Source organism: Hydrogenophaga pseudoflava NBRC 102511 (assembly GCF_001592285.1).
Classification (GTDB): domain Bacteria; phylum Pseudomonadota; class Gammaproteobacteria; order Burkholderiales; family Burkholderiaceae_C; genus Hydrogenophaga; species Hydrogenophaga pseudoflava.
The window spans coordinates 9,732-26,386 of record NZ_BCWQ01000017.1 but is presented as its reverse complement, the minus strand read 5'-3'; the positions used below and the strand labels follow the sequence as shown (position 1 = coordinate 26,386).

7 protein-coding genes are annotated in these 16,655 nt (G+C 68.4%); all 7 read left to right on the top strand.

Features of this window, described 5'->3' with window-relative positions:
• The first annotated feature begins 2 nt into the window (after nucleotides 1–2).
• The 7 genes from HPS01S_RS22055 to HPS01S_RS18620 are packed head-to-tail and all read left to right on the top strand — an operon-like array spanning nucleotide 3 to nucleotide 16,619.
• The gene (locus HPS01S_RS22055) at nucleotides 3–2,045 is read left to right on the top strand and encodes a thioesterase domain-containing protein (RefSeq protein ID WP_371836605.1); all 2,043 of its coding nucleotides are present in this window, start codon (nucleotides 3–5) and stop codon (nucleotides 2,043–2,045) included.
• Complete coding sequence (locus HPS01S_RS18645) at nucleotides 2,042–3,034, top strand: glycosyltransferase family 2 protein (protein ID WP_066159607.1); 993 nt, start codon at nucleotides 2,042–2,044, stop codon at nucleotides 3,032–3,034. Before HPS01S_RS22055 ends, HPS01S_RS18645 begins: the two co-directional genes overlap by 4 nt.
• A gap of 32 nt (nucleotides 3,035–3,066) precedes the next feature.
• Nucleotides 3,067–7,695 carry a MupA/Atu3671 family FMN-dependent luciferase-like monooxygenase gene (locus HPS01S_RS18640; RefSeq protein WP_066159604.1) on the top strand — a complete coding sequence of 1,543 codons (4,629 nt, stop codon included), beginning with the start codon at nucleotides 3,067–3,069 and terminating at the stop codon, nucleotides 7,693–7,695.
• A complete protein-coding gene (locus HPS01S_RS18635; protein ID WP_066159600.1) occupies nucleotides 7,695–8,414 on the top strand; it encodes a 4'-phosphopantetheinyl transferase family protein in 720 nt (239 codons plus the stop codon). Before HPS01S_RS18640 ends, HPS01S_RS18635 begins: the two co-directional genes overlap by 1 nt.
• Nucleotides 8,415–8,462: 48 nt before the next feature.
• Complete coding sequence (locus HPS01S_RS18630; protein WP_066159597.1) at nucleotides 8,463–9,686, top strand: glycosyltransferase; 1,224 nt, start codon at nucleotides 8,463–8,465, stop codon at nucleotides 9,684–9,686.
• A complete protein-coding gene (locus tag HPS01S_RS18625) occupies nucleotides 9,673–15,678 on the top strand; it encodes a non-ribosomal peptide synthetase (protein WP_066159593.1) in 6,006 nt (2,001 codons plus the stop codon). The genes HPS01S_RS18630 and HPS01S_RS18625 overlap by 14 nt, the downstream gene beginning before the upstream one ends.
• A complete protein-coding gene (locus HPS01S_RS18620) occupies nucleotides 15,675–16,619 on the top strand; it encodes a hypothetical protein (RefSeq protein WP_127805923.1) in 945 nt (314 codons plus the stop codon). The genes HPS01S_RS18625 and HPS01S_RS18620 overlap by 4 nt, the downstream gene beginning before the upstream one ends.
• The last annotated feature ends 36 nt before the right edge of the window (nucleotides 16,620–16,655 follow it).

Below are 16,655 nucleotides of genomic sequence, written 5' to 3'. Positions count from 1 at the left end.
AGGTGCGCGTCAAGCTGGCGCGCAGCGACGAGGGCTATGCCCTGGAAGTGCGCAGCGATGTGCAGTACGAAGGGCGCAAGGGCTTCCAGCTCAATGCGCAGGCCACGCTGGTGCCGGGCGCGCTGCCGGCCGCGGCGCGGGTGGACACCGCTGCGCTGCAGGCCCGGTGCGCCCGCCAGCGGGACGAAGCCGCGGATGGCCTGAGGTCGCCCCAGGAAGAACACCTGAACTTCGGGCCGCGCTGGCGCGTGCTGCGCTCCGTGGCCTATGGTGACAACGAGGGCATCGCACTGCTGCAGTTGCCGCCCGCGTTTGAAGGCGATCTGAGCGCCGGCTACCTGCTGCACCCAGCCCTGCTCGACCTGGCCACCGGCTGGGCCATGCACCTGATCGACGGCTACCGGGCCGATCACCTGTGGGTGCCGGTGTCGTACCAGTCGGTCCAGGTGCACCGCCCCCTGCCCGGCACGGTCTGGAGCTGGGTGCGCAACGCCCAGGCCAACCACGCCGACACGCCCTTCGCCGTGTTCGACGTGACGCTGTGCGACCCCCAGGGCGAGGTCTGTGTCGAGGTGCGCGGCTTCTCCATCAAGCGGCTGCAGGAAGGCGGCTTCTCGGCCTCGAACAGCCGGCTTGATGCGCGCGAGGTGTTGTTCGAGAAGAGCGCCGGTGACAGCGCGCATAGCCGGCTGTCACCGGCGGAAGAGCAACTCCAGCACGCGATGTCGCAAGGCATCCTGCCGCACGAAGGCGCCGACGCCTTTGGCCGTGCGCTGGCCACGGGGCTGCCGCAGGTCATCGTTTCTTCCATGAGCCTGGACGCGCTGGTGCGCAAGGCCAGCGAGGTGGCACAAGCCGATGTGGCATCTGGCCAGAAATTCCAGCGTCCCGACCTCGACAGCGACTACGTGGCACCGGGCAACGATGTGGAACGCACGTTGGTCGGCTTCTGGGAAGAGCTCCTGGGAGTCGATCAGGTGGGTATCCAGGACAGCTTCTTCGACCTGGGCGGGCATTCGCTGATCGCGGTGCGCCTGTTCGCCATGATCAAGAAGGCCTACCGGGTCGAGTTCCCGATTTCCGTGCTGTTCGAGGCACCCACCATCGCCCTGTGCGCCGCGCTGATCCGCGAGCGCATCGGCGACGCCGGTGGTGCTGCGGATGCCCCCGCCGGCGAAGCCAGCGCGGCCACGCCCGCCCGGCGCCGCTTTGTCCACCTGGTGCCGATGCACGACGGCGAAGGCGGCGAACAGACACCGTTCTTCCTGGTGGCGGGCATGTTCGGCAACGTGCTGAACCTGCGGCATCTGGCGCGCCTGCTCGGCACCGAACGGCCGTTCTACGGCCTGCAGGCGCGGGGTCTCTATGGTGACCAGGCACCGCACGAAACCTTTGAAGCGGCGGCGGCCGACTACATCGCCGAGATGCGCCAGGTGCAGCCGCACGGCCCCTACCTTCTGGGCGGCTTCTCGGGCGGTGGCATTACCGCCTACGAGATCGCTCGCCAGCTGGAAGCGGCAGGTGAGCAGGTCCGACTGCTCGTGCTGCTGGACACACCGCTGCCGGTACGGCCCCAGATCAACCGGCTGGACAAGGCCATCATCAAGCTGGCGGAGCTGCGCAAGAAGGGTTTGGGCTACCTGTGGACCTGGGCACGCGGGCGCCTGGACTGGGAACTCAACCGCCTGCGCAACAGGAATGCCGCGCCGATCCAGCCCCGCACGAACCAGTTGAACAACGAAGCCATCCAGGCGGCGTTCCTGGCGGCGTTGCCCCGCTACCAGCTGCAGGTCTGGAAGGGCAACGCCGTGCTCTTCCGCCCGCCCCTCGACCTGCGCTGGAAGGTGACGGGCGGGCGCTGGGTCTCGGCCGAACGCGAATATGTGTACGCCGACAACGACTGGACGCGCTACCTGCCGTCGCTGCGCGTGCTGGAAGTGCCCGGTGATCACGACTCCATGGTGCTGGAGCCCAATGTGCGCGTGCTGGCGGGTCTGATGCGTGACTGCATCGAGGCCGTCCAACAACCGGAGGCCCGCCCATGAGCCAGCCCACGAAGGCCCGCGTGCTGACGATCGTGCTCAACTACCGCACGCCCGAGCTGACGCTGCGGTCGGTGGAGGCTGCGTTGCGCGAGATGGAAGGGCTGGAAGGTGGCATCACCGTGGTGGACAACGATTCGGGCGACGGGTCGTTCGAGAAGCTCACGCAGGCGGTCCGGGAGCGCGGCTGGAACCGCGTGCGGGTGCTGCAGTCGGGTCGCAATGGCGGCTACGGTGCAGGCAACAACTTTGGCGTCCGCCAAGGCCTGCCCGACGGCTCGTCGCCCGACTACGTCTACATCCTGAACTCCGACGCTTTTCCCGAACCCGGCGCGATCCGCGTGCTCGCCGAGTATCTGGACGCCCATCCCCGGGTGGGCTTTGCCGGCAGCCGCCTGCACGGCGAAGACGGCGCCTACCACCAGACGGCGTTCCGCTTTCCGACCGTGTTCAGCGAGTTCGAGACGGCCGCGGCCACAGGCCCCATCTCGCGCCTGCTGCGACGCTACATCGTCGCACTGCCGGAGTCCGACGAGGTGCAGGAGGTGGACTGGCTGGCCGGGGCCAGCCTCATGGTCCGCCACCGCGTCTTGGAGGAAACCGGCGGGTTCGACGAGCGCTTCTTCCTGTACTTCGAAGAAACCGACCTGAGCCTGCGGGCACACCGGGCCGGGTGGCAGTCTGTCTACCTCCCGGAGAGCCGCGTGATGCACATCGGCTCGGTCTCCACCGGCATGAAGTCCTGGAAGCGCATTCCCCCGTTCTGGTTCGATTCGCGGCTGTGGTACTTCACCAAGAACCACGGCGTCCTCTACGCGGCCCTGGCCACGCTGGCCCATGTGGCGGGCGCCCTGATTTTCAGATCCCGCCGACTTGTTCAGAAGAAGCGCTCCGACCAGCCCGAGCGCTTCCTCGGCGACCTGGTGTCGCACGCACTGCGCTGCGCGTGGCACCGCCGGCTGGTCGGCCGCCCCGAAGCAGCCTCCATCTGAATTTTCCGAACTGACCAATCCCGGAGTCCCCCATGAGCAGTTTTTCCTGTGTGGTGATGGGCAATGAGTCCCTGCTGATCGAATGTGCCGAACAACTCCTGCGGGCGGGTGACCGCATCGGCGCGGTGGTCACCCGCAACCCCGACATCCGCTCGTGGGCGGCGAACCACAGGCTGCGTGTGGAACCCCCTGGCGAAGGGCTCGCCGAGCGCCTGTCCGACGTGGGCTTCGACTGGTTCTTCAGCATCGCCAACCTGTCGGTCATTCCCCAGCCGGTGCTGGCCAAAGCCACGCGCGGCGCCATCAACTTCCACGACGGCCCCCTGCCGCGCCACGCCGGCCTGAACGCACCGGTCTGGGCGATCCTGGCGCGGGAAAAGCAGCACGGCGTGACCTGGCACATGATCGAAGGCGGCATTGACGAAGGTGACATCGTCAAGCAGCGCCTCTTCGACATGGCGCCCAACGAAACGGCGCTCACGCTGAACACCCGCTGCTACGAAGCAGCCATCGAAAGCTTCTCCGAGTTGCTGGCGGATCTGCACGGTGCAGGCCCCCAACGCCGCCCCCAGGACCTGAGCCAGCGCTCCTACCACGCGCGCCTGGACCGACCCGCCGCAGCGGCCCGCATCGACCTGTCCCGGCCCGCCGAGGAGGTGGTGGCCCTGGTGGCGGCGCTGGACCACGGCAGCTACTGGAACCCGATCAGCTGTCCCAAGCTGGTGGTCGGCGACCGGGTGCTGCTGGTGGCCACGGCAGCGGTCGAGGCCAGCGCTGCAGCAGCCCCGGGCGAGGTGCTCGAAGCCACCATGGGCGGACTGGTGGTGGGCACGGGTTCGGTCCCGGTGCGCCTGGCCGGCCTGCGCGACACCCAGGGCGCCGCCGTGTGCCCGACGACCGTGGCACAGGCGGGCGATCGCCTGCCGCTGCCCGACGCCGCCAGCGCGGCGGCCCTCACCGATGCCATGGCACGCGTTGTCACAGGTGAAGCCGCCTGGCGCAAGTGCCTGCAGACGCCCGAAGGGGTCGATCTGCCGCTGGTGTCCGCATCGACCGCACCCAGCCTCTGGCACTCGTTGCCGCTGAACGTACCCGCCAGCCTCGGCGGCGACCGCCTGCTGGCCGCCGTCGCGGCCTGGGTCGCACGCGTCAGCGGCAAGAACCGTTTCGACCTGGCCTACCGGGACGCAGACATCCCGCAGGCACCAGGCTTCCTGTCAACCTGGGTGCCGCTGCGCCTCGACGCCGCCGGGGACACCCCGTTCTCGGTGTTCTCGGCCCAGTGCAGCGACGCCTTGGCGGCCGCACGGAAGGCGCCCGCCTTTGCACTCGACCTGGTCGCCCGCGACCCGGCCATCAAAGCCCTCACCGTACCCCAGGTCGGTCTGACCACGTGCCACGGTTCGGCCGGCATCGACGGCACCGCCCTCACGATCCAGGTCGCCGCGCAGGGCGGCCTCAGCCTTTGGTACGACGAAACACGCCTGAGCGCCGAGACCGCGAACACCCTGTGCCAGCGCCTGCAGCGCGTGCTGGACGCGCTGGGTGACGCCTCGGCCCAGGACACGCTGCTGGGCCGGCTCCCTGTCATGAGCAAAACCGAACGCGAGCAGGTGCTCTACGGCTGGAACAACACCCGTTGCGACTATGAACGCCAGACCTGCGTGCACCAGTTCTTCGAGCAGCAGGTGCAGCGCACCCCCGACGCCACGGCGGTGGTGTTCGAAGGCGAGTCGCTGAGCTACGCGCAGCTCAACCGCCGGGCCAACCAGGTTGCCCACCGCCTCATCGCCATGGGCGTGTTGCCCGGCACCCTGGTCGGGCTGTACACCCCCCGCTCGCTCGACCTGCTGGTCGGCGCCCTGGCCATCCAGAAAGCGGGTGGTGGTTATGTGCCCCTGGACCCGGCCTACCCGCCCGACCGCATTGCCCTCTACATCGAGGACAGCGGCGCGCCAGTGATCGTTGCCCAGTCCACGCTGGTGGACAGCCTGCCCGCCCACCAGGCCCAGGTGCTGGTGATCGACCAGGACCCCGCCATCGCCAGCCAGCCCGACACCGATCCGGCCAGCGGCGTGAGCGTGTCCGACATCGCCTACATGATCTACACCTCGGGTTCGACAGGCCGCCCCAAGGGCGTGATGGTGGAACATCGCAACGTGGCCAACTTCTTCCGCGGCATGGACGACCGCATCCGGCACGACCCGCCGGGCGTGTGGCTGGCTGTCACCAGCCTGTCCTTCGACATCTCGGTGCTCGAACTGTTCTACACGCTGGCGCGCGGCTTCAAGCTGGTGCTCAGCAGCGACGAGAACCGGGCGCTGGTGTCGTCCGGGCGCATCGCCAGCGGCCAGAAGATGGACTTCTCCATCTACTACTGGGGCAACGACGATGGCGCCGGCCCCAAGAAGTACGAGCTGCTGCTGGAAGGCGCCAAGTTTGCCGACACGCATGGCTTCTGCGCGATCTGGACGCCTGAGCGCCACTTTCACGCCTTCGGTGGCCCCTACCCCAACCCCTCGGTGACCGGCGCCGCCGTGGCGGCCGTCACCAAGAACATCGGCGTGCGCGCGGGCAGCTGCGTGGTGCCGCTGCACCACCCGGCGCGCGTTGCCGAAGAGTGGGCCGTGATCGACAACCTGACCAATGGCCGTGCCGCGCTCGCAGTGGCATCAGGCTGGCACCCGGACGACTTCGTGCTCCGACCCGAGAACACGCCGCCCGCCAACCGGCAGGCCCTGTTCGATGCCACCGAACAGATCCGGCGCCTGTGGCGCGGCGAGGCGGTGGACTTCCCTACCAAGGATGGCACCTTCGCGGTCAAGACGCAACCGCGCCCCGTCTCGAAGGAGCTGCCGATCTGGGTGACCACGGCGGGCAACCCCGAGACCTGGCGCGACGCCGGACGGGTCGGCGCCAACGTGCTGACCCATCTGCTGGGCCAGACCATCGAGGAAGTCGCCGAGAAGATTGGGCTCTACCACGACGCGCTGCGTGAGGCCGGCCACGACCCGGCCAAGTTCACGGTAACGCTGATGTTGCACACCTATGTGGCCCGAGACCGCGAGCAGGCCCGCGAGACCGCGCGTGGCCCGATGAAGGACTACCTGCGCAGCGCCGCCGGCCTGATCAAGCAGTACGCCTGGGCCTTCCCCGCCTTCAAAAAACCAAAAGGCGTCACCAACCCGGCCGAGATCGACATCCGCACCCTCGACGCCGAGGAGCTCGAAGGCATTCTGGAGTTCGCATTCCAGCGCTACTTCGAAGATTCCGGCCTGTTCGGCACGGTGGAGGACTGTCTGGACCGGGTGGAGCAGCTCAAGCGCATTGGCGTGCACGAAATCGCCTGTCTGATCGACTACGGCATTCCGTCCGAAAAGGTCATGGAAGGCCTCTACCCGCTGGCGGAGGTGCTGCGCAGGTCCAACGAGGGCGCCGGCCCGGCACCTGACGACTTCTCCATCGCGGCCCAGATCGTGAGGCACAGCGTCACCCATCTGCAGTGCACGCCCAGCATGGCGCGCATGATCGCCATGAACGACGAGGCCCGCCTTGCGCTGGGAAAGGTCCAACACCTGATGATCGGCGGCGAGGCCCTGCCCGGTTCGCTGGTGGCCGAACTGTCCCAGCTCGGTGCGGCCACCATCGAGAACATGTACGGCCCCACCGAGACCACCATCTGGTCGTCCACGGAAACCGCGGGGCCTGGCGAGAACATCGTCAACATCGGTCGCCCGATTGCCAACACGCAGATGTACGTGCTGGACGAGCACCAGGAACCCGTGCCGGTGGGTGTGCCGGGCGAGCTCTACATCGGTGGCGACGGGGTCACCCGCGGCTACTGGCAGCGCCCCGACCTCACCGCCGAGCGCTTCCCGGCCGACCCGTTCGTGCGCCCGGACTGCGCCGCCCCTGGTGGTGCCCGCATGTACCGCACCGGCGACCTGGCGCGCTGGCGCGCGGACGGGCGCATCGACTTTCTCGGTCGCGCCGACTTCCAGGTCAAGATCCGCGGCTACCGCATCGAGCTCGGTGAAATCGAGGCGGTGCTCGAATCGTGCGACGGTGTGCAGCAGGCCGTGGTGGTGGCCCGCGAAGACCAGCCGGGCGACGTGCGCCTGGTGGCCTACCTGCGCGCCGACGCAGGCGTGTCGACCGAGCAGCTGCACGAGTGGGCCGCCACCCGGCTGCCCGAGCACATGGTGCCGGCGCACTTCGTCATGGTCGACGAGTTCCCGCTCACGCCCAACCGCAAGGTGGACCGCAAGGCCCTGCCCGCGCCCTCGCAGGACACGCAGCGCGAGCGCACCGAGGCCTTTGTCGCTCCCGAGAACGAGGTCGAACAGAAGATCGCGGCCATCTGGTCCCGCATCCTGGGCGTGCCACAGATCGGGTCCAAGGACAGCTTCTTCGCCCTGGGCGGCCATTCGCTGCTGGCGGTTCAGGCCCACCGCGAAATCAAGCAGGCGCTCAACACCACCCGGCTGAGCATCACCGACATCTTCCGCTTCCCGACCCTCTCGGCGCTGGCGCAGCACCTGGACGACAAGCCCCGCGAGACCGCCGAGACCGCGGCGGAATCCACGGAACGCGCGCAGATGCGGGCCGACGCGATGTCGCGCCGGCGCGCGATGCGCTCGGGCAAGCTGCCGCAGGACTGATGCACGCGCTCGAATGCCTTCAATCGTCCACAGAGCTCCCGCTGCTGCAGTCCTTGCGCCTGCAGCTGGCGCAGGCTCTTGGCGCGGGTGTTGGCGTGGCCTGCACCGGCGTTGATGGCGAGCCAGACCTGCTCTGGCCCGCCGAACGCGCGGCCATCCTGAAAGCGGTGCCGGCCCGGCAGAGCGAGTACGCCGCCGGGCGGCAGGCGGCACGCGCTGCGATGCAGCAGATCGGTTGTGTTCCCGCAGCCATTCCGAGTGCCCCCGACCGGTCACCGATCTGGCCCGACGGACTGACCGGGTCCATTGCACACGGTGGCCGGGTGTGCGTGGCGGTGGTCGGCCGGCGACACCAGGTGCACGCGGTGGGCATCGACATCGAAGAAGACCGGGCCATGGCGTCCGACCTCTGGCCGAGCCTCTGCACCACCGAAGAACGGGCCCTGCTCGATCAGCTGCCACCACACGAGCGGGGACGGCGGGTGACCCGGCTGTTCTGCGCCAAGGAGGCCTTCTACAAGTGGCAGTACCCGCAGACCGGGCGCCTGCTGGACTTCCTCGATGTGCAGGTGACGTTCTCGGCGGATGCCACCGGTTTTGTGGTGCGCGCCGCCTCCAGCGACACCCCGGTGCCCCGATGCACCGGGCAAGGCACCCTGCTCGCGCGCGATGGCCTGGTCCTGGCCTGGATGCTCGGGCCTGCCGGGTCGGGCTCATGAACGACTGCTGCGCGCCGACGAGCCATGCAACACCTTGAAAGCACCCACATGAAGACCTCCGGCAGCCGCCTGCTGTTGTATGCACCCGTGCCGCTCTACGCCGGAAAAGACGGATACCTGCTGGAAGACCAGGCCTGCAACGGACTGCGCCTCTGGGCCGAAAACTTCGAACAGGTCACGGTGATGCACCCGCTGGAGCCCGGCACCCCGCCGCCGAGCTGGATTCCGGTGCGTTCGTCGGCGATCGACCTGGAGCGCGTGCACCTCGTCGCCCTGCCGTCGGCCTACCGCCCCGACCGCTTTTTCCGCTTCCTCCCCTCGGTGCGGCGCCAGATTGCCCAGCTGATCGACGAAGCGGACTACCTGTCGTTCTCGATTGGCGGGCTCTTCGGCGACTGGGGCTCGGTGGCCGCTCTGGAAGCCCACCGCAAGGGTCGGCGTTTTGCCGTCTGGACCGACCGGGTGGAGTCCGAAGTGGTGCGGCACGAAGCCCGTGCGGCCCGCACCCGCCGGGCGCGGCTGAAAGCATCGCTGTACCACCGGCCCATGGCCGCACTGGAGCGGGCCATCATCCGGCGCTCGGCCCTGGGGCTGTTCCATGGTGCCGAAACCTACGCCACCTACGCGCCCTACGCCTCACAGGCTGAAATCGTCCACGACATCCACCTCCGCGAGGAGGACCGCATCCCGCCCGATGCCCTCCGCAACAAGCTGCAGGGAGTCATGGAAGGCCCGCTGCACATCTGCTATCTCGGCCGTGCCGACGTGATGAAGGGTGCCGACGACTGGATCCGGGTGATGGCGTCGCTGAAGGACGCCGGTGTCGATTTCCGCGCGACCTGGTGGGGGGACGGCGAACGTCTGCCCGAGATGAAGGCGCAGGTGGAGCGCCTGGGACTGACCGGGCAGGTCGCGCTGCCCGGCTTCATCAGGGACCGCGCGGCCATCCTGAAGGTTCTGCGCGAGGCCCAGGTGTTCGTGTTCTGCCACAAGACCCCGGAGTCACCGAGAAACCTGATCGAAGCGTTGGTTTCAGGCACGCCACTGGTCGGCTACGACAGCCCGTTCCCGAAGGACCTGATCTCCGCCCACGGCGGCGGCCTACTGACCCCCAAAGACGACGTCGGCGCACTGGTGTCCAGTCTGGCCGGCCTGGCGCGGGATCGCCAGCGGCTCGCGGACCTCATTGGCCGGGCCGCGCAAGATGGTCACCCCTTCAACGACGTCGCCGTCTTCAGGCACCGCAGCGAGGTGATCCGTGCCCACCTCTGATCTCCAGTACGCCCATCTGCGCGAACTGCTGCGCAAGCGTGTGGCGGACTACGGGGAACACGCGGCCTACGTGTTCCTGGGGCACGGCCTGGAAACCAGCCACTCGCTGAGCTACGCCGCGCTGGGCCAGTCGGCCGAAGCCATCGCGAAGCGTCTGCGCGCGCGCATCGGGTCAGGTGATCGGGTGTTGCTCGCATTCGACAACAACCTGGACGCTGTGCAGCTGTTCTGGGGCTGCATCCTGGCCGGCGCCATCCCCGTCCCAGCGCCTGCGCCGGACAACAGGAACGCACGGAACAGCGAATCGCGTTTGCTGGGCATTGCCAACAGTGCGGATGTCGCGCTGGCCATGACCGACGAGGGACACATCGAAGCCGGCCGCACCCAGATCCCCGAGCGCACCTGGTGCACGCTGGACACCCTTCTGAACGAACCGCTGCAGACCGACGCGGTGGCGCCGTCACCCGAAGGCCTGGACGAGAGCCCGGTGGCGTATCTGCAGTACACCTCCGGGTCCACGAGCGCCCCGCGGGGCGTCGAGATCACCCACGACAACGTGCTGGCCCAGTGCCGCTCGTTGGTGAGCAGTGTGGACACGCCCCGGATGAAGGCACTGGTCTGGCTGCCCTGGTTCCACGACTACGGCCTGGTGCACGGAGTGCTCCAGCCGCTGTACTCGGGTGGCACCTCGTTCCTGATGTCCACCGTGCAGTTTCTGCTGCACCCCTTGAAGTGGCTGGAGGCCATTGCCCGGCATGGCGTCACCCACAGCGGTGCACCCAACTTCGCCTACGCCGCCTGCGTGCAGGCACTGGCCCGCGCACCGCAATGGAACGCCCGTCTGGACAGCTGGCGATACGCCACCTGCGGCGCGGAACCGGTGCGTGCCACCACGCTGGACGCGTTCTCGCAGGCCTTCACGCCTTTCGGGTTCCACCGTGCGGCACTGGCGCCTTCCTACGGACTGGCGGAAGCGGTGCTCGCAGTCACCGTGAAGAATGCCGCCACACCGCTGCAACAGATCACGCTGGATGCGCAGGCCATCGAACGCCACGAAGTGCGACCAGCCGACCATGAAGCGACCGGCACCAGAACGCTGGTGGGTTGCGGCTCGGCGCTGCCGGGTTTCCAGCTGCGCATCGTCGATCCCGACACCAGGACGCCCTGCGCCCCCGACCGGATCGGCGAGATCTGGGTGGCCGGACCGAGCGTGGGCCAGGGCTACTGGGGACAGCCCGACGTCTCCGCCGAGCACTTTGGCGGAACCCTTGCCCCCGAAGTTGCCGACCCCACGCGCTACCTGCGCACCGGCGACCTGGGTTTCCTGCACGGCGGCGAGCTGTTCGTCGCCGGCCGCCGCAAAGACCTGATCATCGCGAACGGCCGCAACCTCTACCCCCAGGACCTGGAGCAGACAGCCGAATCGGCGCACCCCGGCATCCGGGGCGGTGGCGTCATCGCCATTTCGGTGGACAAGGGAGACCGGGAAGCGGTCGTGATGCTGGTCGAGTGCAGCCGGCGCCCCTCGCCGGACGTGGTGCGGCAGCTGGTCGATGCCGTCCACAAGCGGGTGGCCGCGGAGCACCAGGTCGATCTGCACGACATCGTTCCCCTGCGCACCGGCACCCTGCCCCGGACCTCCAGCGGCAAGCCGCAGCGCGGCGCGGCGCGGCGCCTCTATTTGGAGGGGCGGCTGGAGCCCCTGCGCCTGTCGGCCCAATCCTCCACAAACACGGCGACGGACCACTCCGCCAATGCCGCGCTGCTGGACAGCCTGACCCTGCTTTGGTCCGAGATCCTCGGGCACGAGGTGATCGACCACGACGCGAACTTCTTCGACCTGGGTGGCGATTCGTTGCTGGCCACACAGCTGGTCTCGCGTCTGCGCACGAGGCTTGGCCTCGACCTGCCCATCAGCGCGGTGTTCGAGACGCCCACGGTGCGCGGACTCGCCGAGCGGCTGATGCAGTTGTCGCCCACGCCGGACAGCGTTGTGGCGAGCCCATCGGTGCCGGCCGCGGCCACACCTTCAGCGGCGCGCGGCCCTGGCAGCCGGCTGGGCCTGTCGTTCTCCCAGGAGCGCATGTGGTTCATGCACGAACTGGCGCCACAGAGCAGCGCATACAACATCCCGCTGGCCATGCGGTTGAAGGGGCCGCTGGAGGTGGCGGCCCTGCAGAAGGCCATGGATCGCGTGGTCGAACGCCACGAAGTACTCCGCACACGCTTTGTCAAGACCGCCGACGGCGTGTTTGCCGAGGTGGTGCCGCCACCGGCCGTGCCCCTTCAGCAGGTGCGGCTGGCCACCGAGGGACGCGGTGTGCCCGACGGGGTGCTGCGCCGCCATCTGGCCGATGTCACCTGCCAGCCCTTTGTGCTGGACCAGTGCCCGCTGGTCCGCGCACAGCTCATCCACCTGGCCGAACAGGACGCGGTTCTGCTGATCGTGATGCACCACATCGTCAGCGACCAGTGGTCGTTCGCGGAGCTGGGGCGCGAGCTGGCGGCTCACTACAGCGCCCTGGTGTCCGGGTCCGAGGCCTGCCTGCCCGAGCTCCCGATCCAGTACGCGGACTACGCGGTCTGGCACCGGGACTGGTTTGAAACCGAGCGACGAAGCAGCGAGCTCGCGTACTGGTCGCAGCGGCTGAACGGCCTGGAGCTGCTGCCGCTGAACAACGACTTGCAACGCCCCCTGGAGCAGAGCTTCCGCGGTGCGGCGTTGCGCTTTCCACTGGAGCACGAGCACATCGCCGGCCTGCGCGCGCTCGGCGCGGCGCACGGGGCCAGCCTGTCCATGGTGCTGATCGCGGCACTCAATGTGCTGCTGCATCGGCACACGGGCAAGACCGACATCGGCATCGGCGTGCCCATTGCCAACCGGCACCATCTGGCCTCCGAGAACCTCATCGGCACCTTCGTCAACACCCTGGTGTTCCGGACCGATCTGGACGGCAACCCGGACTTCCTCACGGTGCTTTCGCGCGTGCGCACCGTCTCCCTGGAGGCCTTTTCGCACCAGGACATGCCCTTCGAGGTGCTGGTCCGCGAACTCGCGGCCCGGCCGGACAGCAGCCGCCAGCCGCTGTTCAACGTGCTCTTCAACATGGTGAACACGCAGGCCCGGGACTGCCACTTCGAAGGCCTGACCTGGTCGCGGCTGGACTTCGACCGGGCGTCGACCCAGTTCGACCTGAGTGTGGTGGTCGACGTGATGTACGACCAGGCCTTCACGATCGAGTACGCCACCGACCTGTTCGTGCCGGAGACGGTGCAGCGCATGGGCGAGCACCTGCTGCAGATCCTGCGCATCGCCATCCAGGCGCCGGACTCCCGCGTGGCCACACTCCCGCTGCTGGGCGAGGCCGAACGCGAGCACCTGAACCAGTGGTCGCATGGCCCCGTCGAGGCACCCGTCGCCGCATCGGCGCACGCCTGGGTGACCCGGGGGTTGCTGCAGTCGGCCCAGCGGCCCGCGCTGGTCCACGGCGCTGCGCGGCTGACCCACCACGAACTGGACGAGGCTTCGAACCGGCTGGCGAGGCTGCTGCGCCAGCGCGGCGTTGCGCGGGGTTGCCGTGTGGGCGTCTGCCTGCCCCGCAACCACGAACTGGTGATCGTGCTGCTGGCCATCCTCAAATCAGGCGCGGCCTACGTGCCCCTGGACCCGGACTATCCCCGGCAACGGCTGAGCGACCAGATGCTGGACGCCGAGCTGGCGCTGCTGGTGAGCCACAGTTCGGTGGTGCTGGACGAGGACCAGACCCCCCGCCTGCTGGTCGATAGGGACCGCGCGCAGATCGACGCGGCCGCACCGCACCGGCTGCCGGACGATGCCCTGCTCGATGCCCGCCCGGAAGACCCGGCCTACCTGATCTACACCTCCGGCTCCACCGGTCGGCCCAAGGGGGTCGCCGTGCCACACCGGGCCATGGTGAACCTGCTGGAGAGCATGGCGCGCGCGCCCGGCTGCACCGTGCACGACCGGTTGCTGGCCGTGACCACCCCCAGCTTCGACATCGCCGTCCTGGAGCTGTTTCTCCCCTTGGGCACGGGCGGCACCGTGGTGGTGGCCAGCCAGGCCGACGCCACCGATGGCCGGGCGCTGGCCGAGCTGTTGGCGCGAGAGGACATCACCGTGCTGCAGGCCACACCGTCGCGCTGGCACCTGCTGCTCGACGCAGGCTGGGCTGGCAACCCGCGGCTCAAGGCGCTGGTGGGCGGCGAGCCCCTGACGCCCGATCTTGCCAGCCAGCTGCTCGCCCGCTGCGACGAGGTCTGGAACATGTACGGCCCCACCGAAACCACGGTGTGGTCCAGCTGCTGGCGGGTGTCTCCGGGCGCCGTCCAGGCCATCGACCTGGGCCGCCCGGTGCTCAACACCTCGATCCAGGTGCTCGACCCGCACCTGCAGCCATGCCCGATCGGAGTTCCCGGGGAGATCTACATCGGCGGCACCGGCGTGGCCATCGGCTATCACCGGCAGGCGGCACTGACCGCCGAGCGCTTCATCGACCAGCCCGATGCACCGGACCCGCTCACCACCCGCATCTACCGCACGGGGGACCGCGGGCGCTGGCGCTGCGACGGGTCGCTGGAGCACGGAGGCCGGCTCGACGATCAGATCAAACTGCGCGGGTTCCGGGTGGAGCTTGGGGAAATCGAGTCCCGGCTGCTCGCCCACGAAGCCATCGCACGCGCGGTGGTCATGCTGCGCGAGGACTCGCCAGGTCAGCCCCGGCTGGTGGCCTACGTGGTCCCCAGAGGGCCTCTGCCTTCTCGCGACGAGCTGCGCGAGCACCTGCGCCGCTGGCTGCCGGACCACATGGTGCCCGGCCTGTTTGTCGCACTGGACAGCATCCCGGTGCTGCCCAACGGCAAGACCAACCGCCGTGCGCTTCCAGCGCCCTCCGTCAATCCTTCGGGAGGGCGCACCTCGCTGACCCCGCCCCGCAACCCCACCGAAACGGTCATCCTGTCCATCTGGCAAGCCGCCCTGCAGACCGAAACGATCGGCATCCACGACAACTTCTTCGACCTCGGCGGGCACTCGATCCTGGCCGTGGGGGTGGTCAGCCGCATCGAGTCGGCGCTGCAACGACCCTGCGCGCTGGCCCTGCTGTTCAAGCATCCCACGGTGGCGGAGCTGGCCGAGGCGCTGTCGCAGACCTCGCCCGGGGACCACAAGGACATCCCGGTGGCGGTGCTGCAACCCCTTGGTCAGGGTCCTGGCCTCTTCCTGCTGGCAGGCGCGGAGATGTACAGGCGGCTGGCGCAGCTGCTTGATCCGGGCATGCCGGTGTACGGCGTGTTCTCACAGACCGAAATCGACCTGCTGGAGCAGCCGACGGACCTGGCGCCGCCCGTGGTGACCGTGGAGACGCTGGCGCGGGAATACAAGGATCTGATCCGAGGCATCCAGCCGCACGGCCCCTATTTCCTCGGTGGCTTTTCGATCGGCGGCTTGCTGGCGTTCGAGGTGGCACGACAGCTGCAGACAGAAGGCGAAACCATCGGCCTGATCGCCTTGCTCGACTCCAGATTGCCCGGACATGGCTTCAGGCACCTGGTGGCGGGGGTGGTCAGGCGCCTGCGCCTGCTCCGGCGCGGGGGGCTGGGGCACGTCCTGCACGTCTACCGTGTGTTCCGGCACCAGACCGAACACCGACACGAACCCGGCAGTCGGCGCATCCAGGTCTATGCCAAGGCCATGCGCGACCACGAGGCCACACCCTGTGACCTGCCCGCCGTCTTCCTGCAAGCCGGTGACGACCTGTCCACGGCGCCGGCCTATGGCTGGCGCTCGCTGCTGCCACGGTTGACCATCGAACGCGTGCCTGGAAAACACATGGACATCCTGGAGCCACCCCATGTGGAGGTGCTGGCCGCAGCGATGCGCCCGCACCTCGCCGACGCCAGACGCATGGGCACTTCCCCGGTCCAGACCGGTCATACTGCGTCGCCCTCTTCAACCCGTGCCTCCACCACATGATGCTGAAACACTCGTTGAAATACCTGCTGGCCTTCGCACTCACCGCCTGCGGATGGCACAAGTCGCTCGACCCGGTCGAACTCTCGGCCCTGTACACGCAGCCGTTGTCGCCGCCTGACAAGCCGCTGCGCGTCTTCCACATCGGCCACAGCCTGGTCAACAAGGACATCCCCATGATGCTGGAGCAGCTGGCCGGCGCAGGCCACGACCACCGCTCGCAGCTGGGATGGGGCGCCTCGCTGAGGTCGCACTGGGAACCTGACGTTCCGGTCAACGGCTTCGAGATCGAGAACGCGCACCCCCGCTACCAGGACGCGCACCAGGCCGTCAACAGCGGCCAGTTCGACGTACTGGTCCTGACGGAGTCGGTGGAGATCAAAGACGCGATCAAGCACCACGACAGCCCGCAGTACATCCGCCAGTGGGCACGGGCAGCGCGGGCAGCCAATCCCAAGATCCGGGTATACCTCTACGAGCTCTGGCACGAGCTGAACGACCCCAAAGGCTGGCTGGAACGGCTGGACGAGGACCTGAGCCTCTACTGGGAGGGTGTGCTCCTGGCAAGGGGCCTGGCGCACGGCGACACCGGCGGTCCGGTGTACGTCATTCCCGCCGGCCAGGTGATGGCCCGTCTGGTGCGGGAGGTGGAAGCCCGCGGTGGCGTCGACCGGCTGCGATCGCGCGAAGACCTGTTCTACATCAGCGACGAGGGCAAACGCGACATGATTCATCTCAGTGCGCTGGGCAACTACCTCGTCGCCCTCACCCACTACGCGGTCCTCTATCACCGCCCGCCTCCGGCAGAGTCGCAGACCATCCGGCTGGTCGACGGGACGCAGCTGCCCCCCATCTCGCCGGAACTGGCCCGACTGATGAGCGAGGTGATCTGGTCGGTGGTGACCAGCTACCCCAAGACCGGCGTGGCACAGCGCGGCAGCTGATGCGGGTCGCCCGCTCGTCGTAACCCGATACATTTG

Bases quoted from the DNA above. Each gene is read 5' to 3' on its own strand.
- HPS01S_RS18620 (WP_127805923.1), top strand. From the start codon at position 15,675: ATGATGCTGAAACACTCGTTGAAATACCTGCTGGCCTTCGCACTCACC.
- HPS01S_RS18635 (WP_066159600.1), top strand. From the start codon at position 7,695: ATGCACGCGCTCGAATGCCTTCAATCGTCCACAGAGCTCCCGCTGCTG.
- HPS01S_RS18640 (WP_066159604.1), top strand. From the start codon at position 3,067: ATGAGCAGTTTTTCCTGTGTGGTGATGGGCAATGAGTCCCTGCTGATC.
- HPS01S_RS18630 (WP_066159597.1), top strand. From the start codon at position 8,463: ATGAAGACCTCCGGCAGCCGCCTGCTGTTGTATGCACCCGTGCCGCTC.
- HPS01S_RS18645 (WP_066159607.1), top strand. From the start codon at position 2,042: ATGAGCCAGCCCACGAAGGCCCGCGTGCTGACGATCGTGCTCAACTAC.